Here is a 23,770-nt window from a genome sequence, read left to right on the forward strand (position 1 = left end):
CATGTGCTCGCGCTGATGAACAATGTCATCGGCGGCAACATGGCGTTGATTCATGGCCACGTGGGCCAGAGATCCCGATGCGGATGGTTGTCGTTGTTCCAACGACGTCTTGCGAAATCCGTCAACTGAAATAGCGATCGCAATCGGTGGTGCTCAACATGCCCGTCCACAAACCCCACATTCCACCTGCCACCGTGACGCCGATTCATGCTTGCCCCGGTTTCCCGCCACCGCTCGTGATTCACGAAGGGCGTCGGGCGTCCGAGGACCACGGACACGGCCGGGTGAATGAATCCCTCAGACAGATCGGTGTTTCCGGCCAGATCTCCCGAGGCGGAGCGAACGGGGATCCGCTCCAATGGAGTGTCCGCAACTGCGATCATGTCACTGGGGCTCACGACTTCGCTGTCTCGGACGGGCCGGACATCTTCGGGCGTCTGCCAACCCTCCTCACGCATATTCACCCCGCCCAGGCCGAGACTCGGCTTGTGATTCTTGCTTCCGACTCCCCTCCAATTATAGCCATAGCTTCCCCAGGGGTACTTGCGGGGCAGGACCGACGGTCGGTTGAATCCAATGAGACCCTTCACCCGGTTGTACCCGGGGCAGCACCACACCCCTTCACGCTTCGCAGGAGGGATCGCATTGGTTGTCAAGTTGTCTTCCGGCCACCGGGCCCCCACATATCGTTCCAAATCCTCGACCCAGGACCAGCCGATCTGCCCGTCCAGCGGTGTGAGGTATCGTGGATACTCTGCGAAATCACCCACATAGAGGTTCAGGCCAATCCCCACTTGCCGGAGATTGCCTTTGCAGACGGCCGAATCGGCCGCCGACCTTGCCCTCGACAAGGAAGGCAGGAGCAGGGCTGCCAGGGTCGCGATGATCGCGATGACGACCAGCAGTTCCATCAGGGTGAAACCACGCCGGAAACAGGGCGATCCCCTCAAGTCCTGGAAATCTCGTGCCGGGTTGTTCTCGCCCACGAAGTGGCACTCGAGGATCCCCCGGATCTCAGGGCGCACCCGATCCGGACTCCCGGACCCAAATGAACAGGTGTCCGCCAGAAAACGGGAGCCGAACACTGGCTGGTCCGGAGGCCGAAACCACCATGATCTGGACGGGTTCATACGGGCCGGAAACATGGGAGCCTCCGAGAACATGGTAGGTCCTTCCCGCCCGCGCCAGCCAGGTCAGTTCGATTTCGGAGAACCCGGCCATCGTCCCCATCAGCCGGAAGCCGGGCGCCTCGTCGGCACCTCCCCTGCCGGCGGCCAGATCCCACCAGGCCCGGATTTCGGCAGCGGGCATTCCGGACCGACTCCACTCCGTGTAACTCCACTGGATCGCGGAGAAGGTCAGACAGATCTCTTCGCCGCCAGGTCTCGCGGTCCGCGCTGCGGTTCCCGAGGACTGAATGCTCCTGACCAGCACATTGGTCAGCGAGATGCTGTAGAAGCGCAGACGTTCCGGATCCGCCGTTACGAACTCCAATCGTGCCTGCGACAGCCGGGTCCCGCGCGCGCAATGTTGCAACAGCAACGGGGTCGCCCGGTCGGTGGACTTGGAAATGCAGATGCCTTCGAAGGCTGGGCGGCGGATGGCAGGGTCCGCATCCACTCGGTTGGAAAAGCCGTGGATCCGGATCCAGTCCTGATGGGACACCTCCTCGGCGTCGCCGGGAATTCCGGTGATTTCCAGATAACCATCGAAAGTCGGCCCGGAAGCCAGAACACCCGCCACGACGAGCCCCGCGGCGCAAGCCCGGACGACCCCCCGTCGAATCCCAGGTGGGAAGGCCCGCCCGGCCGGCGGCGCGAAGCCGGGCTCAAGGGGTGCCCCGGACAACATCCCAGCTCCCTTCCACCGGGGCGCCCGTGCTGCCATTCCGGTCTTGAGGCGTATAGACCCACTCGATTCTGCCGAATCCGAGCGCCAGCGTCTCGACCGGCGGGCCGCCATCGTCGCCGGCAACCCCGGCCGTGCCCACACTGACGATCCGTACGTCGGTCAGCTTGACCTGATAGAACACAGTGCCCGCCGGCCCCGAATTTCGAAGGGTCAGGACGGCGTTCCGAAAATGGGCTCCCTGCGCGGCGCGCTGATGGAGGACTGGCGTGGCCCTGTCGAGCCGCCGGGTGATCGTCAGCTCGGACAGGACGGGTTTGGACGCTCCTCCCGCGCCCGCTCCGCCGGGCGACGGCGTTGCGTGGACAATTCCGTGGGAGAAGGACAACACCTCCATTTCGCCCTGATGGCGGGCATCCACGGCGTCGCCCCTCACCCCATCCATCATCAAGAACGCCTCGATGGCGGCGGCCGCCGGATTGGAGATCCCCAGCGCGAGAATCGCCACCAGGAGCCTTGCTGGAACGATCATCCTCATCCCAACGCAGGCTATCCCCCGGCTCCGAAATATTCCAAGTGCAATTACCCGCGCTGCGCAGCAGGGCCGGGCTCCCGTGGGTTGCACCCCGGAAAATGAGTTAATTGTCCGGGACCGGGTCCGGCGAGGTGAGTTCGCCACAGCGGTTTGTGCCGAGATGGGGATGAAGATGTCCCGGGCCGTTGTCCATTACGGACGGCTGCGATCGTCCGCACCTCCACGCCACGACGCGATTCGTCGGGAATGTGGTGCCTTTCCACAGGTTGTCGTCCGGCGCAGGATCGCTCCTGATGCGGATCGGATACGTCGGAATGGTACTGGTATGGCTGGCGGGCGCGGATGTCGGGCCACTCCGGGCGCATCCGTTTCTTCAGAATTCCTGGTGGGTGATGGTCGAGACCAACCGCCTCGTGATGCGGGTGAGTGCCACGCTGCGCGAGGTGGCGGTGACGCAGGGTCTGGGAGGCTCCGATCAGGCGGTGCCGCTGGACCGGTTGATGACCGCGTTGTCCCGACACGGGGATCACATGGTGGAGGCGCTTCGCGTGGAGGCGGACGGGCATCCGCTGATCGGTGAGCTGCTGGACTACCAGTTGCGGGCGGAGGGGAGCGCGCTGGTGCCGGAAGATTCCCCGCTGTTTCCTGATGAGACCCACGCGACGTTTGACCTCGAGTATCCGCTCGGCGCGGGTGGTCCGCCGGCCGAGCTCCAGTTTGGACATCGGACGCTCAGCCGGTTCGAGTACGCGCCGGGAATTCCCTGGGACGTGACGTACCGGTTGGTGGTCAAGGATGCGGCGTCTCGGGATCTGGCGGCGGGGTTGGTGCGGGCGGACCTGCCGTACTTCCTGGAGCTGGCCCCTGCGGTCGCGGCGATGCCGGAGTCTCCGCCGCGCCACGCCGCCGCCGTGATGGACGCCTTTGATCCCTCCACCGCGGCGGTGCCGTTTGGCGCCTATCTGCGCCTGGGTGTGGATCACATCGTCACCGGCTACGATCACCTGCTGTTCCTGGCGGCGTTGGCGCTGGCGGCCGCGACCCTGGGCGATTTCCTCAAACTGATCGCCGCCTTCACCGTCGCCCACTCGATCACCGTGACCCTGGCGGCTCTGGAGGTGGTCCGCATTCCGGCCTGGTTTGTCGAACCCTTCATCGCGGCCAGCATCGTATTTGTGGCCGTCGAGAATCTGGTGTCGCCCCGGCGGGTTTCAGCGCCCTCGCGGCTGGCGGTGGCCTTCGGATTCGGTCTGATCCACGGCCTTGGATTTGCCCGTGGCTTTGGCGAGTCGCTGGGGAGCACCGGGGGCGGTGCAAAGGCACTGGCCATCATGGCATTCTGCCTGGGCGTCGAGCTCGGGCATGTGGCCCTGGGGTTGCCCTTCTGGGGGTTGCTGCGTGCCGGCACGGCCGAGTTTGGCGACCGGTTCGGCCTGCGCTGCCGGCGCTGGGGATCCGTACTCATCGCGATGGGCGGCACCTGGTTTTTCGTCGCCGCGTTGCGCGAGTTTCTGTGACCTGGTTCGCGCCGCCGACGGCGGCGGCAGGTGTGATCAAGCCCTGTAACGCAGATCGAGAGTAAACGGAAACTCCCGGTTGCGCGGCAGCGGGCCGGGAGTCCCGGTGCCTTGGGTGTGTCCGTGAACTTCAAACCGGGACAACCGCCGGCTCTCGGCCTCGTACGCATTCACCGGGAAGGTGCTGTAGCTGCGCCCCCCCGGGTGGACGACATGGTAGGTGCATCCCCCAAGGCTGCGTCCGTTCCAGGTGTCGAAGAGGTCCACCCGGAGCGGTGAGTGTACTCCGATGGTCGGCTGGAGGCAGTTCGGCGGCTGCCAGGCGCGATAGCGGACTCCGGCGACCGCCTCGCCGTTCGTACCGGTGGGATGCATCGGAAGCCGGCGCCCGTTCACCGTGAGCGCGAACCGGTCGCCGATCATTCCCTGGGCCTTGACTTGCAGCCGCTCCAGGGAGCTGTCCACAAATCGGACCGTGCCGCCGGGTGAAGGCTCCTCCCCGAGGACATGCCACGGCTCGAGGGCCGACCTCAATTCGACGCGGATGTCGCGCTGGGCAAAATCGCCGATCCTGGGAAAACGGAATTCGAAATGGGGTGCGAACCACTCCGGCTCAAAGGGGTAGCCGGCATCCCCGAGTTCCCGGAGCACCTCCCGGAAGTCCGTCTCGCAGAAGTGGGGGAGGAGCCAGCGGTCGTGCAGATCGGTGCCCCATCGGACCGGGCCGTTGCGATAGGGCTCCCGCCAGAACCGGGCGATGAGTCCGCGCAGCAACAGGTGCTGCGCGAGGCTCATGCGGGCATGCGGCGGCATCTCGAACGCGCGCATCTCGATCAGGCCCAGGCGTCCGCCGGCGGCGTCCGGCGGATACAGCTTGTCCATGCTGAACTCGGACCGGTGCGTGTTGCCGGTGGCATCCACGAGGAGGTTGCGGAACAGCCGGTCCACCATCCAGGGAGCGGTGGACCCCTTGCCGAGGGCGATCTGACGGTCGAGTTCCTGGAAGGCAATTTCCAGTTCGTAGAGTGCGTCGTGACGCGCCTCGTCCACCCGGGGGGCCTGGCTCGTCGGACCAACGAACAGGCTGCTGAAGAGCCAGCTGAGGGAGGGGTGATTCTGCCAGTAGGCCAGCAGGGAGCGGAGCAGGTCGGGACGCCTGAGGACGGGGGAGTCGGCGGGCGTCTCGCCGCCAATCAGGATATGATTGCCGCCACCGGTCCCGGTGTGGCGTCCATCGAGCATGAATTTCTCGGTTCCCAGCCGCGTTTGCCGCGCCTCCTCGTAAAGCACCTCGGTCCGGTGCACCAGTTCGTTCCAGGAGGCACTGGGGTGGAGATTGACCTCAATGACCCCGGGGTCGGGGGTGACCGCAAGCTTCTGGAGGCGCGGGTCTCGCGGCGGCGGCTCCCCCTCGATGATCACCGGAATTCCCATGCCCGCCACGGTGGATTCGAGTGCGGCGACGAGATCCAGGTAGTCCTCCGCGGTGGCCGCCGGTGGCAGGAACACGTGCAGACGCCCCTCGCGCGGTTCAATGCAAAGAGCCGTCCGGATGACCCACGGCGCGCTTTCATTTGGCCCCGGCTGGCGGGATGCCGCCTCTGCGGATGCCGCGGCCCGATCCCTGGCGGAATCCCCGAGGGACTGCGCCCGCCCACCCTGACCGAAATCCGGAGGCATCGGGGTGGTTCCGGTGCGTACGAAGCGTTGAGCGGCTCGTTCCGGTCCGTAGGGGAACTCGCGAGGCAGGGGGGGCAGTTTGCCGGTGGGATCCTGCGGCCAGACCCACGGATAGTCCCGCTCGGAGACCCACGGGATGGAATCCAGCGGCAGCCGCAGGCCCATGGGCGAATCGCCGGGCAGCAGCCAGAGGGTTTCTCCGTCGCGGAGGAACCAGGATCCGGAGACCCAGCCCCGTTCTGTTTCGGCCCGTTCCCGTCGCAGCGGGAGGGCAAATCCCACGATGTCGCCCAGACCCTTTTGGAAGAGGCGCGCGAGCCGGTCGCGCTCCAGCGGGTTCTTGAGTTGGGACTGCGCCGGCGTGACGTTGGAGGGGAGGCGACGCTCCTTCCATGTGTAGTAGAAGATGTCCTCGTAGGCGGGAATCAGGTGCCGGGGATCCGTCCCGAGAGTTTCGCAGAGCCGGCGCGCCAGCTCCCGTGCTTCCGGGATTCCGTGTCCGTAATCCCTGGACTCATCGGCGATCAGCGACTCGTCGCGCCACACCGGGACGCCGTCCCGGCGCCAGTACGCGGCGAGTGCCCAGCGGGGCAGGGGCTCGCCCGGATACCATTTCCCCTGGCCGTAGTGGAGCAGGGCGCCCGGGGCGAACTGGCGACGGAGCCTCTGGATCAAGGTTCCCGACAGCTGACGTTTGCGGGGCGAGGTGGCGGTGAAGTTCCATTCCGGCCCGTCGGGGTCGTCCACGGACACAAACGTGGGTTCGCCTCCCATGGTCAGGCGGACATCCTGACGTTGGAGATCCTCGTCAATGGCCAGCCCCAGGGCATGGATTCGCTGCCACTGGTCCTCGCGATAGGGTTTGGTCACCCGGGGTGACTCGAAGATCCGGGTGACCCGCATTTCGTGCTCGAGGGTGGACCGGCACTCCCCGACGACTCCGGTCACCGGTGCGGCCGTGGAGGGTTCGGGGGTGCAGGACAACGGGATATGGCCCTCGCCGGCAAGCAGGCCCGAGGTGGGATCGAATCCAATCCATCCCGCCCCCGGCAGATACACTTCACACCAGGCGTGGAGGTCGGTGAAATCCGCGGTCGGTCCCGAAGGCCCATCGAGTGCCTTCACGTCGGGGGCCAACTGGACGAGGTAGCCGCTGACGAATCGTGCTGCGAAGCCGAGATGGCGGAGCAATTGCACCAGCAGCCATCCGGAATCGCGGCAGGAGCCGGTGCCCAGGGAGAGCGTTTCCTCGGGAGATTGCACGCCCGGTTCCAGCCGGATGACATAGCGCACACTGGACTGGAGTCGCTGGTTGATGGCGACCAGAAGATCCAGGGTCCGAAGGCGGGACCCGTTGCCGGGCGCGGGCGGATGCGTTTCCGGGGGCATCTGACCGCCGTCGTGATGGACGTCGGCGCGATGCCCACCTTCCGGCGCGGGCACGTGGGGCAGGGATTCCGGATGGCGCACAAGGTCGCGCCGGATGCCGTCAATGCACTGCCGCAGGGCCGGGGTCAGGGGCGCCGCCTCCAGGAACGGGGCGAGGTCCTTTCGCAGGGAGGGTTCGTAGGCGAAGGGGTAGTGCGTTGCGGATTCCTCGACAAAAAAGTCGAACGGATTGTAAACGGCCATTTCGGCGATGACCTCCACCTCGATGCTGAGGTGGGACATCCGGTCCGGGAACACCAGGCGGGCGTTCCAGTTGGAGAAGGGATCCTGCTGCCAGTTGATGAAATGTTCCCCGCCGGTGACCTTCTGGGAGAAGCTGAGGATCCGGGACCGGCAATGGGGTGCGGGCCGCAGGCGGATCACGTGGGGGCCATGGTCCACCGGACGATCGTAGGTGTACCGGGTGGCATGCTGGAGGCTGACGTGGATGGGCATGGAATGGGGGGGGACTTCGGGGGGAGGACGTGGGAATCAGCCGGTGGACGGTGCCGCCTCCAGGTACCGGATCCGTTTGTTCACGTCGGTGTTGATGGAGTGATAGGGCTGCGTGAGGTTTGCGGGCGCAAACAACGTCTGGCGCAGATGCTCGGTGTCATCGTTGCCGATCGCGTCGGTGAAGATGGGGATGAGATACTCGATGCCGGTCCGGGAGGGCTTCATCAGCACCGGATCATAGAGCTCCGGGTGCACTTGCCGTGCATGAATCAATCCCCAGCGGTCGCGGAACCGGTTCGCATCGTGGCCCCGGACGTGGAAGCCCTGCCGCGCGCTGTACTGCAGCACGGCGACGGCGTTGTTGCGTCCGTCGAGGAGCAGCTCGACCGCCTGGGCGCCGAGTTGCGCCGCGTAAAACCGGTCGAAGCGGATCGGGCGGCCGCCGCGCTGCGTGTGGCCGACCTTCCGTGTGAAGATCGCCTCGCGGGCGGTGTCGCCGCGCCGATACAGCTGAAAGTACCGGTCCCCGATCATCTGGATCATGCGGTTCCGCAACGCCTCGCCGGCACCGCTGAGCACCACGTTGCCCGCGGGATCCGATGACCGGGTCTCCGCGCCGAGTTCGCGTCCCTGGGCGTCCACGATCCCCTCGCCGCAGACGATCACCACATTCTTCTGCAGGTCGTAGATGTGCTTGACCCGTTCCACCAGTCGCTCGAGGTCGAGCGGGGATTCCGGGACCAGGACGATGTCTGGACGCCCGTAGGTGGAACCCAGGGCGAGATAGCCGGAGTGACGGCCCATGACCTCGACGATGGCGATGCGCCGATGGCTTTCGGCGGTGGTGCGAATCCGTTCAACGCCGCTGGCGGACACGAACACGGCCGTCGCATAGCCCGGCGTCGCGTAATTGACGATCTGGTCGAGGTCGAAGACGGCACGCGACTCGGTCCTCCGGTAGCGATGCCCGGACGTTGCCGACGGATCCGGGATCCGTGCCCATTCGTCCGGTTCGCCGGGGTGGTTGAGTCCGAGATCGTTGTCAATCGTCTTGGGGGCCAGAACGGTCGGCAGCCGGTCCGCGAGAGGCTGCAGGCCGTTGAGCGTGCCGTCCCCACCCACGCAGATCAGGCCCTCGATCCGCAGCTGCCGGAGGCGGTGGGCGATCTCGTCGAGCTGCGCGGTCTGCGAGGGATCCACGTAATCCCGGGAGGAGCCCAGCAATGTGCCGCCCTTGGTCGGGTCCAGTTCCGGAATCTCCTGGTACAACGGGTTCAGGAGCAGGTGGGGGACCCGGGGGTTGAAGAGGCTGTTGAACCCCTTGATGAGGCCAACAATCTCCACGCGCAGCTGGTTGGCCCTGGCGACAGCGCCGGCGATGGTGGCATTGAGGGCAGGGGTGTCGCCGCCTGCGGTGAGAATTCCGATGCGCTTCATGGTGGGGAGACCGCGGTGGACGAAGGGAGGGCGCCGGATCAGGAGCCCGGGCCGCGGGGTCGCTGCGGCGGGGCGGGGGATGGTCTCCCGTGAACGGCCCGTCGCTGCTGCTGTTGCTCCTCCTGCTGGACGAATTGCTCCTCGTCGAAACCGGCAAAGGAGAGGAAGAAATACGAGGTGAACAGCGCGTCTCCGATGCAATTGAGCTTGAGTTGCAGTCCGTCGAGGTAGCGGTGCAATCCCATGCTGAAGAGTTCGTCCACGGTGCTGAACTGGAGCTCGGCGAGGAGTCGTCCGGCCAGTTTCTCGGCGTCGTTGACAAAGCGGCCCTCGGGCACCCCGGAGATGTGCCGGAGTGCGGTGTTGAGCTCCCCGGCGCAGAAGCGGACCGATCGCGGGAAGTCCTCGTTGAAGATCAGGAACTCGGTGACGAGCCGCGGGTGCACCTCGGCGCCGTGGATGGACTTGAAGGCGTCCCAGGCGCTGCAGGAGCGCAGCACGGCCGACCATTCGAGGGACTCGGCCTGGCTGATGGACTTGGGCATCCCGCGCTCGGGCAGGGTGCGGTGACGCAGGTCGAGGATCCGGGTCGTCTTGTCGGCACGCTCGAGAAACTTGCCGATCTGGGTGAACTGCCAGCCCTGGTTGTGCAGCAGTGTGGCATAGGTGATGCCGATCATCTGCAGGGAACTGGCCTTGATCTGCTCAAAGAAATCGCTGGGGCTCTGGCGCCAGACGCGGCGGGCATCGGGCGAGGTGACGAAGAGGTACAACCGGTTGAGTTCCTCCCAGAGCTCGATGGTGATCTGGTCGCGGACCATGCGCGCGTTTTCGCGGGCCTGGCAGATGGACTGGACGAGGGAGTTGGGATTGTCGGGCTGGAACAGGAGGAACTCCGTGACCGACTCCGCGGTGGCCTTGGCGTGGAGCTTGAAGAAGGCCTCCTCGTCGCCGGTGGTCTGCACAATGGGCAGCCATTGCTCGGCGATCCGCTCCTCGTCCAGGTTCCGGAAATCCAGCAGCAACTGGAGGTTGGTGTCCACCAACCGCGCGATGTTTTCGGCGCGCTCGGTGTGGCGGGACATCCAGTACAGGCAGTTGGCGACGCGGCTCAGCATGGTTCAGTTCGGGATCGGGGCCGGAGTTCGGTGGGGCGTGGCGGGGTGCATGGGCGTGGCGGTCATTCGTCGCCGTACAGCACCCAGGTATCCTTGCTGCCGCCGCCCTGGGAGGAGTTGACGATCAGGGAGCCCTTGCGCAGGGCGACCCGGGTGAGCCCGCCGGGAACAATCACGATCTTCTCGCCGTAGAGGATGAACGGACGCAGATCCACGTGGCGTCCCTCGAAGTCCCCGTTGCCAACGTGCGTGGGGTGGCGCGACAGGGAGACCATGGGCTGGGCCACAAAGTTGCGCGGGTCGGCCTCAATTTTCTTCCGGTATTCCTCGAGCTCCTGCCGGCTGGCCTTGGGGCCCATCAGGATGCCGTAGCCGCCCGATTCGTTGGCCGCCTTGACCACCAGCTGGTCGAGGTGCTCCAGGATGTACTGGCGGTCCGAGTCCTCGTTGGCAAGGTAGGTCGGCACATTGTCAATCAGCGGCTCCTGATCGAGGTAGTATTTGATCATGCGCGGCACGAAGTAGTACATCACCTTGTCATCCGCGATGCCGGTCCCGATCGAGTTTGCCAGCGAAATGTTGCCCGCACGGTAGGCGTTCACGAGCCCGGGAACCCCCAGCATCGAGTCGCGCCGGAAAACGGTCGGGTCAATGAAGTCGTCGTCAATGCGCCGGTAGATGACATGCACCGGTTGGAGACCCTGCGTGGTGCGCATGTACACCCGTGCATCCCGCACGACGAGGTCCCGCCCCTCCACGATCTCGATGCCCATCTGCCGGGCAAGGTACGTGTGCTCGAAATAGGCGCTGTTGTACGCTCCCGGGGTGAGCAGGACCACGGTGGGGTCCGGCACACCGGCCGGTCCGATGTATTGCAGCATCCGCAGCAGTTCCTGCGGGTAGTGCTCGACCGGTTGCACCCCCACCTGCTCGAACATGGCCGGAAAAGTCCGCTTCATGGCGCCCCGGTTTTCGAGCACGTAGCTCACGCCGCTCGGGCACCGGGCATTGTCCTCAAGGACCAGGTAGCGGCCGTCATCGCCCCGGATGAGGTCCGAACCGCAGATGTGGATGTAGATGTCCCTGGGGACGTTGAAATTGATGAATTCGCGCCGGAAATGTTTGCCCGAGAGCACATACAGTGGCGGCACGACGCCGTCCTTCAGGATGCGCTGCTCATGGTAGATGTCGTGCAGGAACAGGTTCAGCGCGGTGATCCGCTGGGCGAGCCCCCGCTCGAGAAGATCCCATTCGTGTGCCGGAATGATGCGCGGCACAAGGTCGAACGGGAAGATCCGCTCGGCGCCCTTGGAGTCCCCGTAGACGTTGAAAGTGATCCCCTGGCGCAGGAATGCGAGGTCCACGGCCTGCCGCTTGCGGTCGAAGTCATCCTGGGGGAGCCGCGCGAAGCATTGCTGAAACCGACGGTAGTGCGGGCGCACCTCACCGTCCTGGGTGAACATCTCGTCGAAGAAGGCCTCGGGGGCGTACCGATGCAGCACGACCTCATTGCACGGTGTTCCCGGATTCCGGTTCAAGCTTCAAGTCCGCAAAACCCACGCCGGCCGCATGGCCTGATTTCATGAGTTCCGGCGCCGGCATGAATCCCCCGCATGGCCGCCGGCCCGGGCGGGTCAGGCGGGCAGGGGAAACCGGGCGGTGAGATCCCGGACGCGCTCCCGAACCTGACGGGCGGTGGCGGCGCTGCCCACATCGAGCAGCACCTCGCTGATCATGTCGGCGACGGCCGCCATCTCGGGCTCGCGCATGCCGCGCGTGGTGACCGCGGGGGTCCCGAGCCGGACGCCGGAGGCCTCGAACGGCGATCGGGTTTCGAACGGGATGGTGTTCTTGTTGGTGGTGATGCCCGCCTCGTCGAGGGCCAGCTGCGACTGCTTGCCCGTGAGGTCCCGGGCGCCGACATCCACGAGCATCAGGTGGTTGTCCGTGCCGCCGGAGACCAGGCGAAACCCGTTGCGCGACATGCCCTCGGCGAGGGCGCGGGCGTTGGCGACGACCTGACGCTGGTAGGCGGCGAACGCCGGCTGAAGCGCCTCCTGGAAGCAGATGGCCTTGGCGGCAATCACGTGCATGAGGGGCCCCCCCTGGATGCCGGGGAAGGTCTGGGAATCCACCGCCCGGGCATGTCTGGCTTTGCACAGGATCAGCCCGCCCCGCGGGCCGCGCAGGGTCTTGTGCGTGGTGGTGGTGACAAAATCGGCATGCGGCACGGGGCTGGGATGGATCCCGGCGGCGACCAGTCCCGCGATGTGGGCGATGTCGGCGAGGAGCAGGGCGCCGACCTCGACGGCGATCGCGCCCATCCGCTCAAAGTCAATGACCCGGGAGTAGGCGGAGGCGCCCACGGTGATCATGCGCGGACGGTGCGCCCGGGCAAGGGCGGCGAGTTGGTCGTAGTCAATCCGCTCGTCTTCACGCCGCACGCCGTAATGGACGATTTCGAAGAACTTGCCGGAAAAGTTGGCCTTGTTGCCGTGGGTGAGGTGGCCACCGTGCGACAGATCCATCGTCAGGAGGCGATCGCCCGGTTTCAGCATGGCGAAGTAGACCGCCATGTTGGCCCCCGAGCCGGAGTGGGGCTGGACGTTGGCGTGTTCGGCGCCGAACAGGGCGCGGGCCCGGTCAATGGCCAACTGTTCGGCGACATCCACATGCTCACAGCCACCGTACCAGCGCCGCGACGGGTAGCCTTCGGCGTACTTGTTGGTGAGCACGCTTCCCTGGGCCTCCATCACGGCGCGGCTCGTGAAATTTTCCGACGCGATGAGTTCAATGTTCTCCCGTTGCCGGCGCGCTTCGCGAGCGACGACTTCCGCGATCGCCGGATCCACGGCGGCCATTCCGGCTCCCGGCGTCCCCTCGGATTCCAAGCTCCGGACCCGCCGCTCGTGGCGGCCCCCGGCGAATGGAGCCAGGAGAAACGCCTCAAGGATTCGTGCGGCATCCGGAGGGGCGGTCGTCCGCGCCCCGAGGCAAAGTACATTTGCATCGTTATGCTCACGGGCCAGGGCGGCGGTCTCGGGCGTCGTGGCGAGGGCGGCGCGGATCCCGGGAACCTTGTTGGCCGCAATGCTCATGCCGATGCCGGTCCCGCAGCAGAGCAGGCCAAGATCGGCCGCGCCGCGGGTGATTTCCCCGGCCACCTTCCGTGCATACTCCGGATAGTCCGACGGATCCGGATCATGGGTGCCAAGGTCGTGCACCGTGAGGCCCTGGTCCTCAAGCATCCGGACCAGTGCCTGTTTGAGGGGGAGCCCTGCGTGGTCCGATCCGGCCGCGATGGCGAGACCGACGCGCGGTGCCGCGGCGGCGGCGGGTTCGTCGAGGTGTTTGATCATGAAATCAATGCTTTGCTGGATCTGGTCGCGACAGACGAGGTAGCCCTCCATGGGCCCCCCGATGGGATCCGGAATGTCTCCGGGGCCGTCGGGATCGAACCCGCCCAGAAGGTACGTTCGCCCCACCGTTTCGGGATACAGATACTGGATTCCTTCGACGTGGCTGCGGGTGAGGCCGCAGATCACGTCGGCCGCGCGGGCCGTCTCCCCGGTCAACATGCGGGACCGGTGACCGGAAATGTCGAGTCCGCAGGCCTGCATGGCTCCAACAGCATGGGGGCTGGGGGGCTGGCCGTTTACCGCACCGATGCCTGCGGAAAGGACGCGCCAGCCGCCCATTCCAAGCCTGTTGAGGGCCCGGCGGGCGAGCGCCTCCGCCATCGGGGAGCGGCAAGTGTTGCCAGTGCAAACGAACAGCAGGGTCTTCATTCCACCACGGACCCGGAAACTGGGTTTCCTACGTTCAATGGTCAACGGCCGATTGGCATCGGCCCGGTTGGCGTAGGGTCTGGAACGGACCCGTCTCGTCTGCAGCCGGACTGGCAGCCCGTCCAGGATTCCCTTCGTCGAAGATGGCGGCCGGTGGCCCGAGCCCGTTCGAGAAAAGGCTCGCCCTGCCGATGTCGCATTGATTCACTCCTCGAGAACCTCTGCTCTCCGCCGACCCAGTTCGGTAAAAGTCCGTCGCGCGATGTGCCGTGGAGACTCGGTGCGCCGCATCAGCCGAATGATTCCAAGTCGCAACCTATTTATGCAGCCTGAAATCCGCCGGTCTGCCTCATTGCGGTCTGCGCGGAGCCTGCCTGAGATGACGCTGTGGCGTGGCCGGGGATTGCTGTCCCGGAATGGGACGCGTGAAGGGGGGGGCGGATGAAACGGGGGTCCATGCTGCTGGCGGTCCTGGCGGTGCTGGTCGTCCTGGGGTGGGCGGGGGCGCTTCGGGCGCAGACCGTGGGGCCTGCGGACGTGGTGGTGGACCTCGGGGCGTCTGTGTCGTCCGGTGCACCGCACATCCGGCTGTCCTGGTCCCAACGACTTCAATCCAACATCACCGCCCAGCGCCTCCACCGGCGCGTGAAGGGCGGCCCGACCTGGGGGATGCTTGCAGATCTCGGGGTCGCCGCCACCTCGTTTGCCGACGCCTCGGCCGCCCCCAACGTGGAGTACGAGTATTGGCTGGAACGTCGGTTGAGTCCGGGCTCCTCAGGCTCCATGCCGTCACCCGCCCTGGGGTACTTGAGCGCCGGGTTCAACGTGCCGCCGACGACGGCGCGGGGCATCCTCCTTCTGGTCATCGAATCGGGCCTGACCGTGCCGCTGGCATCGGAGATTCACGAACTGGAAAGGGATCTGGCGGGTGACGGGTGGGGTGTCGAGCGGATTGTGGTCTCCCGGACGGATGGCGTTCCCGCCGTGAAGGCGCGGATCCAGGCGGCCTACCGGGCCAGGCCGTCGGAGGTCCGGATGGTCTACCTGCTGGGGCGCGTGCCGGTTCCCTACTCCGGCGATCTTTGCCCGGATGGTCATTCGAATCATCGGGGGGCTTGGCCGGCGGATGGTTACTACGGCGAGATGGACGGCATCTGGACCGATACTCTCGTGAACCAGCGGGGATCGGCTGACCCGCGAAATCATAATGTGCCGGGTGACGGGAAGTTTGATGCGTCCGTCTTCCCCAGCGCGCTGGAGCTGGCCGTCGGGCGTGTGGATCTTTCTGCAATGAAGAAGGCACCTTCGGCTTCGGTGTCGGAGGTGGACCTGCTGCGGCGGTATCTGGCCCGGGCGCACCGGTACCGTCACCGGATGGCGCCGTACGGGGCGATTCCGAGGCGCTCGTTGATTCGCGACGGGTTGCCCCAGTATCTGACCGGGATGACGGGCTGGCACTGGGCCTATTCCGTGCTCGGGCGTCCCCCGGCGGTGACGCTCGATGTCGTGCCGGCGGATCAGTGGTTTTCCAGTGCTTATGCCGGTGGACGCGACTACCTGGTGGGGTATCTCGGTGGCTTCGGCTCCCGCGAAGGCATTTCGGGCGGAGGAACCACGGCCGACTTCGGAACCCGGCCGAGCCGGGCGGTCTTCCTGGCACTGTTTGGCAGCTATTTTGGCGACTGGGACACCCCCGACAACCTGATGCGTGCCGTCCTGGCGGGAAACGCCGACGGCACTTCGCTGGGGCTCGCGGCGATCTGGGCCGGCACCCCCACCTATTTCATGCATTCCATGGGCATGGGCGAGACGGTTGGATTGGCCGTCCGCGCCTCCCAGAATGCGGCACTTTCTGGCGGGACTTCGCTGGCTCCTGGCGGCCCGCGCTGGGGTCCGTATCCACCGCTCAGTGGCACGCACACAGGGCTGATGGGTGACCCCGCCTTGCGCCTCCACATGGTGGAGCCCCCGCGTTCACTGGCAGCATCCAGCGCTGACGGTCGCGTGGTGTTGTCGTGGAAGGCCTCCACCGAGCCCGGGCTCGCCGGGTATCATGTGTTTCGCTCAACGTCGCCGCTGGGGCCATTCTCGAGTGTGACCCCGAGTCCGCTGGCCGCTGCATCGTATCAGGAGGCGGCACCGGTGGGGCAGACGTACACCTATCTCGTGAAGAACCTGGTCCTTGAGCGGACCCCGGGCGGGACCTACTTCAATCTCAGCCAGGGGACGGCGGTGACGATTCGCGTCGCGGGACCGGCTGCCCCTGAATCCAACCCGCCCCTGTCGTTCGAGCCGTTTCGGGTGGTCTGGCAGATCGGGCATGACGATGACCCGGCGGTTTCGCCCTACGCGCCGCACGACGAGTTTTCGATGGAGAACCGGCGTGCCGATTCGGAGCCGGGCGCGGTGACGCGGTTCCCGGGGGACCCGCTCTACCAAGCTTCGAACAATCCGGGGCCCGACGACCACTACTATTGCGCGGGGACGTACCCGGTGGGATTCAACGGGCTGCGGGAATCCCTCACCGTTCCCCATCAGGAGCCGTTCACAGCGTGGGAGCGGTCGCTGACCCATTCGGATCGTACGAACCGGGTTCATTTCATCCTGGGCGACGCCCAGGCGGACCCGACGGCGCGGCTGCGGTTGAACGTGGAGTTTTCGAGTTGCGGGTACTGGCTGTTGGCCCCGGTGAACCAGAAGGGGGCGGGATATGGGGCGCATGACCTCGTCATCCGATTCCGGAACGGAGCCGGGTCCGTTACCACGCTTTTTTCCAGCCGGCTCGATCGCCCTTCGCGGCTGGCGATGGAGTTCCCGGCCGGCGCGGTGGGTGCAACCGTCGGGGCCAATTCCATTGAACTGGTTCGCACCGGGCCTCTGGAGGCCGACAGGACCTACTGGCTCAATTTTGACTACCTCAACCTGGAGAGTTCCATCCCCAAGGCGGCCTTGGAGCCGTTCCGCGTGGCATGGCAGGTCGGAGTTGACGATGATCCGTCGCGGGAGCCCTACGCGCCCTATGGCGAGTTTTCGATGGAGAACGGACGTGCGGACCCGGCGCCGGGGGCCGTGACACGGCTTCCGGGAGACCCGTTGCATCAGGCGTCCGGCAATCCGGGTCCGGACGACGACTACTACTGCGCCGGGATCTACCCGGCGGGATTCAACGGGCTGCGACTTCCTCTTGACGTTCCGCAACAGGAGCCCTTCGCGGCTTGGGAACGTTCGCTGACCCATGCGGACCGCACCAACCGGGTTCATTTCATCCTGAGCGGTGCCCAGGCGAATCCGGGTTCCCGGCTTCGATTGAATCTGGAGTTCTCAAGCTGCGGGTATTGGCTGCGGGCCCCGATCAACCAGAAGGGGCCCGGGTATGGGCACCATGACGTGGTGATCCGATTTCGGAACGGGGCGGGGATGGCCACCACGCTCTACTCGAACCGCCTCGATCGCCCGTCGCGACTCTCCATGGACGTTTCGTCCGGAGCAGTGGGCGCGACGGCGGGGGCGAACTCGATCGAACTGGTCCGCACCGGGCCCTTGGAGGCCGACCGGACCTACTGGTTGAATTTCGATTACCTCAACCTGGAGACCGCGGCCTCCCGTGGCGCAATTTCCGCGACGGGCGGCACGTCGCCGACTCCCGGGGAACGTCCACATCCCGGAGACGTCTTCTACGGGCCGTCGCCTCCCGGGGCGGCTCCGGGGACCGGAGTCCATTGCGGGGTGACCCGCGATGGGGAGGTCGAATACCTGACGATCACCTATGCGCGGCCTGATTCGCCTCGGCCCGACCGCGAATATCGGGTGGAGGCCGGGAGCGATCTGCTCGACTGGTCGGACGCCGGGTTGATGGAAGTTGCGGTCTCCGATGGCAGCGGCGTCCAACGGGTCACCGTTCGGGACCGGGTTCCGGTGTCTGAACAGGTGCAGCGGTTCATGAGAGTCGTGATCCTTGAAGGATCGCAGACCTTCGAGTTTCCGAGTCGTCGGGACCAGGAACCAAGGTAGGTGGTTTTTTGCCGGGGGTGCTTCCGGGATCTCGTTGGCGTTTCCGGAAGATCCAGTAGGGTAGCGGCCATGCACGGCTCGCGCTGGCTCCTGACCGGGTTGTCGAGCCTGGTCGTACTCACCGGGATCGTCCATGCCGAGACGGACGATGCGTTTCTGGAGCGCCTCCAAAAGGCAGCCTTTGGATACTTCTGGCACGAGGTCAATCCCGAGAACGGGCTGGTTCGGGATCGGTCCGCCCCGGGCGCGCCGTGTAGCATCGCCGCGGTGGGGTTTGGTCTGTCCGCGATCGTGATCGGGATTGAACGGGAGTGGGTGGACCGATCCACGGGCCGGCAGCGCGTGTTGCGGACCCTCGAAACGCTTGCCCGGGGACCCCAGGGTCCCGACCAGGACGGGATGATGGGGCACCGCGGTTGGTATTACCACTTTTTGGAGATGGATTCCGGACTGCGGGCGTGGCAGTGCGAACTCTCGTCCATGGATACCGCGCTCCTCCTTGCGGGGGTCCTGGATGCGTCCCTGTTTTTTGAGGAGTCCCACCCCGGGGAGGCGCGCATCCGGACTCTCTCGCGGCAGCTGGTGGATCGCGTGGACTGGCAGTGGATGGCCAATGGCGAAGCCACGTTGACCATGGGGTGGCGCCCGGAGGCGGGATTTCTGGAGTCCCGTTGGCGGGGCTACAACGAGGCGATGATCCTGTATTTGCTGGCGCTGGGTGCGTCCGCTGAGTCCGGGATCTCCTGGGAGGCGTGGACGTCGGGATATCGCTGGGAGACGCATTACGGGCAGTCCTACGTCGTCTTTGCCCCGCTGTTTGGACATCAGTATTCGCATTGCTGGGTGGACTTCCGGGGAATTGCTGACGCTTACATGCGGCGCCGTGGGATCACCTACTTTGAGAACAGCCGGCGGGCCACACTGGCCCAACGGGCCTACTGCATCGGACAGTCCGCGCGTTTTCCGAACTACGGTCCCCTGGAATGGGGACTGACGGCCTGCGACGGCCCGGACGGCTATGCCGCGCGGGGCGCCCCGCCTCCGGAGAACGACGACGGCACGCTCGCCCCGACCGCCGTGGGGGGATCACTTCCTTTTGCCCCGGAGGTGTGTCTGCCCACGCTTCGGGCGCTGGAGACGAATCACCGCGACCGGTTGTGGGGGCCCTATGGGTTTCGCGATGCCTTCAACCGGACACGCGATTGGTGGGCGACCGACACCCTGGGCATTGATCAGGGGGCCATCCTGTTGATGGCGGAGAATTACCGGACGGGTTCCGTGTGGAGGCGCATGAAGCGTGGCGGGGTCCTGGAACGCGGCCTGAAGCGGGCGGGGTTCGCGGAGGCGACGGGTCCGTGAGCGGCCACGGTTTGGCCGGCCGATCCGGGGGGTGCCGATGCTGACCTCGAGCTGTCAGTTATTGGGCGGCATCGGCCTCTTCCTGCTCGGGATGACGCTCCTGACCGACGGACTCAAGGCGTTTGCCGGTGAGGCGCTCCGCCGCGCGCTGGTCCGATTCACCGGAACGCCTTTCAAGGCGTTCTGCTCCGGCGCGGTGATCACCGTCCTGGTGCAATCTTCAAGTGCGACGACCGTGACCGTCATCGGATTTGTCAGCGCCGGACTCCTGACGTTTCCCCAGGCCATCGGGGTTGTCCTGGGGGCCAGTCTGGGCACCACGGGCACGGGATGGTTGGTTTCAGTCCTCGGTCTCAAGGTCAGCCTGGGGGTCTGGGCGCTGCCGCTGGTGGGTGTCGGAACCTTCATCAAGTTACTGGCTCCGGGGCGATGGCGGTCTCTCGGCCTGGCCCTGGCGGGGTTCGGACTTGTGTTCATCGGGATCGAGACCCTGCAACTGGCGATGCGCGGTTTTTCGCAGGTGCTTCATCTGGCGCGCCTGCCCGCCGGAGGCCTTTGGGGTCACGGGGTGGCCATGGGGCTGGGTATCCTCCTGACGGTCGTCATGCAGTCCTCCAGTGCCGCTGTGGCGACCACGCTTACGGCGCTGCAGTCCGGAGCGGTGAACTTTGAGCAGGCGGCATCCCTGGTCATCGGCGCCGCCGTGGGAACGACGGTGACCGGGGTGCTCGCGGCGATTGGCGGTGGAGTGCCGGCGAAGCGTACGGCCCTCGCGCATGTGGTGTTCAACCTGGCCAGCGGCCTGATCGCCCTGGTGTTGCTGCCGGTTTTCCTATGGGGCATCCGCCAGGCGCAGGAGCATGCGGGGCTGGACCCCGGGGCGGTGAGTCTCGCTGCCTTTCATACGGGATTTATTGCCTTGGGCGTGCTGATTTTCCTGCCGTTTGCAGAACGGGGTGCCCGGATCATCGAGCAGTGGCTCCCAGACCGCGGGCCGGTGTTGACCCGTCACCTCGACTCCACCGTCCTCAAGACACCTGCGGTCGCCCTGGAGGCGACCCGCCGAGCCCTGTCTGAAACGGCGGCGGAATCGTTCGATGCAGCCCGGTCGGTTCTGGAGAACCCCATGCACGCCGTTTCCACGGCGCGCCTGGCGCTGCCGCGGGCGGCGCTGGCGCGGTTGCAGGAGTTTTTCCCGCAAATCCCGGCGGTGGCTGAGGACGATCGGGTGACCCGGCGAAGGCTCGCGCAGTTGCATGCCCTGGATCACCTGGCCCGTTTTCAGGCCCGTTGGACTCCCCCGGGCGGCATCGGCACGCGAATCCGGGATCCGCGCCTTCAGGGTGCGGTGCGTCTGACGGCGACACTGCTCGAACTGGGCGCCTCCGGGTTGCGCCACGGCGGTCCCGAGTCCTGGGAAGTGACGGTGGCGTCAAAGGCCGCGGATCTCGCGGAGCTCCGACGTCTGGATCGGCCCCTGATTCTTCGCGAGACGGCCACCGGTCGGTCGGATCCCTCGACGGCCTTGGAGTTGCTCGACGTCATCCGATGGCTGGACCGGCTGGGGTATCATGCGTGGCGGATCACCCATCACCTCGCCCATGAGGATCCGTCCGCGCAAACGCTGGCGGAGCCCGATCCTTTTCCGGACGAACCGTGAGCCATCAAGGAATTGCCGATGCGAGGACCACCCGGCGGCCGGGGACTTCCAGTCAGTCGCACCTTCAGCGCGGATTGGCATTGAAGGTGCTAACTTCTGAACGTCCTGTCGGGTGGCAGGACTTGTTAGGGTCGTTTGGGTTGAAGCGCCGCCTTCCGCAAGGAGGGCGGCGTTTCTTCATCAAAGGATCGGGAGTTGGCAGAAGGGTGCGAAGGAATTCGGGCGTCTTCTGTCCCATGGTCCCCGGAGGGCGCCGTTCCCTCATTGACGGCGCGATGCCGCGGGAGATGCTGTGCGCGGCGTCTGGGCGGCCATGAAAGGCGTTTCCAAAATGGAGGTTGCAACGCAGCTTGCCCTCTTCCTGAACAACCGCCCCGGGGCGCTTGCGCGGGTGTGTACGGCGCTGTCCGAGGCCGGCATCAACATCCTGGCCTTTTCGATGAGCGACACGGTGGACCACACGGTGCTGCGCATGGTGGTGAGCGACCCCCAGCGGGCCCTGGTGGTGTTCGAGGATCGGGGGGCGCTGGTGGTGGAGAGCGAAGTGCTGCTGCTGCATGGGAACAACCGCCCCGGATCGCTTGCCGAAATCGCCCGCCGCCTTTCCGCGGCACGGATCAACATCGAGTATGCGTACAGCGCGACCAGCCCGAGCGAGCGGGACGGGCTTCTCGTGCTGCGGGTGACTCATTATCGAAAAGCCCTCAAGGCGCTCAATGCGTCTCCCGCCTGAGCTTCTAACATTTTTTCGAATTCTCGCATCCAATGGTTGCGTCCGTCCGGGATTGCGGCTACCGATGTCTGGTCCAAGGTTCGCCAGTCCCCGCCTGAGTTAGCCGGGGAACTGCTTCCCCAATTCTGGATTTCGCGGCGTGAGGTGGTATTGAGCCGCCTGAAGGGATCGGGCCTTTTCCGGACAAATCACGACATCTATGAGCGATCAGAGTACACCGACCCCGGTTCCGGGGTCCGCCCCCCAGGATTGGGTCCCGGGAGGCTCCACCGGAGGATCGGAAGTGGTTGGCAATCGGAGTGTTCCCATGGCGGCGTCCCGAATCCAGGGTGTTCCGCCGTCGAGACCTCCCGCCACTGTGGGGCGTCCTGTCGCCGCCACCGGGCGACCCGGCGGCGGTCCTGGGCGACCCGGTCACCCCGGAAATTCCGGGCCGCGGGGCCCCGGCCCCGGCCCTGGCAATCGTCCAGCCGGACCGCAGTTGGGGCCGGAGGGACAGCCTGTGATTCACGATGGGTTTCTTGAGATTTCCGAAAAGGGGTTTGGCTTCCTGAGATCCGCAAAGTCGCATTACGCCCCGAAGCCGACCGACGTCTTTCTGACTCCGGACTCCATCAAGCGACTTGGACTTCGTGAGGGCTGTCAGATCGAGTGCACCGTCAACCCGCCCCACAAGGGAAACAGCCCCCAGTTGCGGGAAGTGTTGCGGGTCAACGGCAAGACCTATCAGGAATACATCCATGCCATCCGTTTCGAGAACCTGACCACGATTGACCCCATCGAGAAGTTCCGCCTGGAGACCAGTTCGGAACTGCTCGAACAGCGGATCATTGACCTGGTCACGCCGATCGGGAAGGGGACCCGCGGCCTGATCGTCGCGCCGCCCCGGACCGGCAAGACGACCATCCTGAAGCAGATTTGCAACGCCATCACCACCAATCATCCCGAGGTCTATGTGATGGTGCTGTTGATTGATGAACGTCCCGAGGAGGTCACGGATTTCCAGCGCAGCGTGAAGGCCGAGGTGGTCGCATCGAGCAATGACCAGGATCTCGAGACCCATGTCCGTCTGAGCCGGTTCATGATCGAGCGATGCAAGCGGATGGTCGAGGCGGGACGCGATGTGTTCGTGCTGCTGGATTCCATCACCCGCGTGGCCCGTGCGTACAACTCCGTGCACGGCGGGTCCGGGCGGACAATGACCGGGGGTGTGGATGCCCGGGCCCTGGAGATCCCGCGGAAGATGTTCGCCGCCGCGCGGAAGGTGGAGGAGGGCGGGTCCCTGACCATCCTGGCGACGGCGCTGATTGACACGGGCAGCCGGATGGACGAGCTGATCTTCCAGGAGTTCAAGGGCACTGGAAACATGGAGCTCATCCTGGACCGCAAGCTCAGTGAGCGGCGGTTGTTCCCCGCGATTGACATCCCAAAATCCGGAACGCGGAAGGAGGAGAAGCTATTCCCGGCCAGTCATATTGAGGCCATCCGGAAGCTGCGACGGATGCTCACCGATCTCCAGTCGGTGGAGGCGATGGAAACCCTGCTGGCGGCGCTCAAGAAGCATCGCACCAACGACGAATTGCTGGCCAAGCTCGCCTGAGCCGGGGGGCGTCGGCACCCGCGACCAACGCGAACGGCCATCACGGGCAGCGGAACTTGACACCACGGGGATGCGGCGGATCGGTCCTTGCCGGCTGCTGGAAGCCGCTTGCGTCCCCGGAGTTCGCACCGCAAGGTCCTTCAAGCCGAGGTATTGATGGCAGGCATGAGTGCGGACGGAAATCGGGAGGAAGTGAACTCCGGGCTTTGGGGATTCGCCAATCGCCTGCTGGTCGTGCTCATTGGCCTGTCGCTGCTCGCGGCCGCTGCCGTAAGCTATCTCCCCCTGATTCACCAGAACCGCGCCCTTCGGGAGCGGTTGCAGCACTTGCAGGCGCAGGCTGCGGAGGGCGACGCCGAGCTGCGAAATCTTCACGCGCAACATCAGGCACTCCAGCGGGATCCGCGTACGGTCGAGCGGGCGCTTCGCGAGATGGGGATGTCGAGGCCGGACGAGATCATTGTCCGGTTTGAAACGGGTGTCCGATGACCCCCTGAGTCTGCCGGAAGGGTTTTCGCTCCATCGAGGCGTCTGCATCCGCTCCTTGCTTCGGCGGCCGTTTTGCCCCGGAATCCCGGTCCCGGCCCTGCCGGGGCGCTC

15 protein-coding genes are annotated in these 23,770 nt (G+C 65.6%); 7 read left to right on the forward strand and 8 right to left on the reverse strand.

The features are described from left to right. Positions 1-50 precede the first annotated feature (50 nt). From KF791_02730 to KF791_02740, 3 genes are all read right to left on the reverse strand, one after another. Positions 51-1,130, reverse strand: coding sequence for a prepilin-type N-terminal cleavage/methylation domain-containing protein (locus KF791_02730; protein MBX3731491.1), 1,080 nt, complete (start codon positions 1,128-1,130; stop codon positions 51-53). Continuing rightward, positions 1,015-1,743 (reverse strand): type VI secretion system tube protein Hcp, encoded by a 729-nt coding sequence (locus KF791_02735; GenBank protein MBX3731492.1) that lies wholly within the window; start codon positions 1,741-1,743, stop codon positions 1,015-1,017. The genes KF791_02730 and KF791_02735 overlap by 116 nt, the downstream gene beginning before the upstream one ends. An 85-nt stretch (positions 1,744-1,828) precedes the next feature. Then, complete coding sequence (locus KF791_02740) at positions 1,829-2,380, reverse strand: type VI secretion system tube protein Hcp (protein MBX3731493.1); 552 nt, start codon at positions 2,378-2,380, stop codon at positions 1,829-1,831. Between the two features lie 296 nt (positions 2,381-2,676). Between KF791_02740 and KF791_02745 the strand changes: the two genes are divergently transcribed. Then, positions 2,677-3,900, forward strand: a complete 1,224-nt coding sequence (locus KF791_02745) for a HupE/UreJ family protein (GenBank protein ID MBX3731494.1) — start codon at positions 2,677-2,679, stop codon at positions 3,898-3,900. A gap of 36 nt (positions 3,901-3,936) precedes the next feature. Here KF791_02745 and KF791_02750 read toward each other — a convergent pair whose 3' ends face one another. The 5 genes from KF791_02750 to rpiB form a co-directional block, all read right to left on the reverse strand. Continuing rightward, a complete protein-coding gene (locus tag KF791_02750; GenBank protein ID MBX3731495.1) occupies positions 3,937-7,464 on the reverse strand; it encodes a transglutaminase family protein in 3,528 nt (1,175 codons plus the stop codon). A 36-nt stretch (positions 7,465-7,500) separates the two neighbouring features. Then, the gene (locus KF791_02755; protein ID MBX3731496.1) at positions 7,501-8,901 is read right to left on the reverse strand and encodes a 6-phosphofructokinase; all 1,401 of its coding nucleotides are present in this window, start codon (positions 8,899-8,901) and stop codon (positions 7,501-7,503) included. 38 nt (positions 8,902-8,939) lie between these two features. Continuing rightward, a complete protein-coding gene (locus tag KF791_02760) occupies positions 8,940-10,019 on the reverse strand; it encodes an alpha-E domain-containing protein (protein MBX3731497.1) in 1,080 nt (359 codons plus the stop codon). A gap of 62 nt (positions 10,020-10,081) precedes the next feature. Continuing rightward, a complete protein-coding gene (locus tag KF791_02765; GenBank protein ID MBX3731498.1) occupies positions 10,082-11,482 on the reverse strand; it encodes a circularly permuted type 2 ATP-grasp protein in 1,401 nt (466 codons plus the stop codon). A 171-nt stretch (positions 11,483-11,653) separates the two neighbouring features. Further along, a complete protein-coding gene (rpiB, locus tag KF791_02770) occupies positions 11,654-13,807 on the reverse strand; it encodes a ribose 5-phosphate isomerase B (protein MBX3731499.1) in 2,154 nt (717 codons plus the stop codon). A 441-nt stretch (positions 13,808-14,248) separates the two neighbouring features. Here rpiB and KF791_02775 point away from each other — a divergent pair, with 441 nt between their 5' ends. From KF791_02775 to KF791_02800, 6 genes are all read left to right on the forward strand, one after another. Beyond that, a complete protein-coding gene (locus KF791_02775; protein ID MBX3731500.1) occupies positions 14,249-17,818 on the forward strand; it encodes a hypothetical protein in 3,570 nt (1,189 codons plus the stop codon). A gap of 69 nt (positions 17,819-17,887) precedes the next feature. Then, on the forward strand, positions 17,888-19,177 hold the full coding sequence (locus KF791_02780) for a Tat pathway signal protein (GenBank protein MBX3731501.1): 1,290 nt from the start codon (positions 17,888-17,890) through the stop codon (positions 19,175-19,177). A gap of 37 nt (positions 19,178-19,214) precedes the next feature. Continuing rightward, positions 19,215-20,837 (forward strand): Na/Pi cotransporter family protein, encoded by a 1,623-nt coding sequence (locus tag KF791_02785; GenBank protein ID MBX3731502.1) that lies wholly within the window; start codon positions 19,215-19,217, stop codon positions 20,835-20,837. 331 nt (positions 20,838-21,168) lie between these two features. After that, entirely contained in the window at positions 21,169-21,570 is a 402-nt protein-coding gene (locus KF791_02790) for an ACT domain-containing protein (GenBank protein MBX3731503.1), read from the forward strand. A 481-nt stretch (positions 21,571-22,051) separates the two neighbouring features. Further along, entirely contained in the window at positions 22,052-23,170 is a 1,119-nt protein-coding gene (gene rho / locus KF791_02795; protein ID MBX3731504.1) for a transcription termination factor Rho, read from the forward strand. A gap of 165 nt (positions 23,171-23,335) precedes the next feature. Then, entirely contained in the window at positions 23,336-23,659 is a 324-nt protein-coding gene (locus KF791_02800; protein MBX3731505.1) for a cell division protein FtsL, read from the forward strand. The last annotated feature ends 111 nt before the right edge of the window (positions 23,660-23,770 follow it).

The organism is Verrucomicrobiia bacterium (assembly GCA_019634635.1).
Classification (GTDB): domain Bacteria; phylum Verrucomicrobiota; class Verrucomicrobiia; order Limisphaerales; family UBA9464; genus UBA9464.

Coding starts and splice junctions, on each gene's coding strand:
- KF791_02730 (MBX3731491.1), bottom strand. CDS start 1,130: ATGAACCCGTCCAGATCATGGTGGTTTCGGCCTCCGGACCAGCCAGTG.
- KF791_02740 (MBX3731493.1), bottom strand. CDS start 2,380: ATGATCGTTCCAGCAAGGCTCCTGGTGGCGATTCTCGCGCTGGGGATC.
- KF791_02745 (MBX3731494.1), top strand. CDS start 2,677: ATGCGGATCGGATACGTCGGAATGGTACTGGTATGGCTGGCGGGCGCG.
- KF791_02750 (MBX3731495.1), bottom strand. CDS start 7,464: ATGCCCATCCACGTCAGCCTCCAGCATGCCACCCGGTACACCTACGAT.
- KF791_02755 (MBX3731496.1), bottom strand. CDS start 8,901: ATGAAGCGCATCGGAATTCTCACCGCAGGCGGCGACACCCCTGCCCTC.
- KF791_02760 (MBX3731497.1), bottom strand. CDS start 10,019: ATGCTGAGCCGCGTCGCCAACTGCCTGTACTGGATGTCCCGCCACACC.
- KF791_02765 (MBX3731498.1), bottom strand. CDS start 11,482: ATGTTCACCCAGGACGGTGAGGTGCGCCCGCACTACCGTCGGTTTCAG.
- rpiB (MBX3731499.1), bottom strand. CDS start 13,807: ATGAAGACCCTGCTGTTCGTTTGCACTGGCAACACTTGCCGCTCCCCG.
- KF791_02775 (MBX3731500.1), top strand. CDS start 14,249: ATGAAACGGGGGTCCATGCTGCTGGCGGTCCTGGCGGTGCTGGTCGTC.
- KF791_02780 (MBX3731501.1), top strand. CDS start 17,888: ATGCACGGCTCGCGCTGGCTCCTGACCGGGTTGTCGAGCCTGGTCGTA.
- KF791_02785 (MBX3731502.1), top strand. CDS start 19,215: ATGCTGACCTCGAGCTGTCAGTTATTGGGCGGCATCGGCCTCTTCCTG.
- KF791_02790 (MBX3731503.1), top strand. CDS start 21,169: ATGGAGGTTGCAACGCAGCTTGCCCTCTTCCTGAACAACCGCCCCGGG.
- KF791_02800 (MBX3731505.1), top strand. CDS start 23,336: ATGAGTGCGGACGGAAATCGGGAGGAAGTGAACTCCGGGCTTTGGGGA.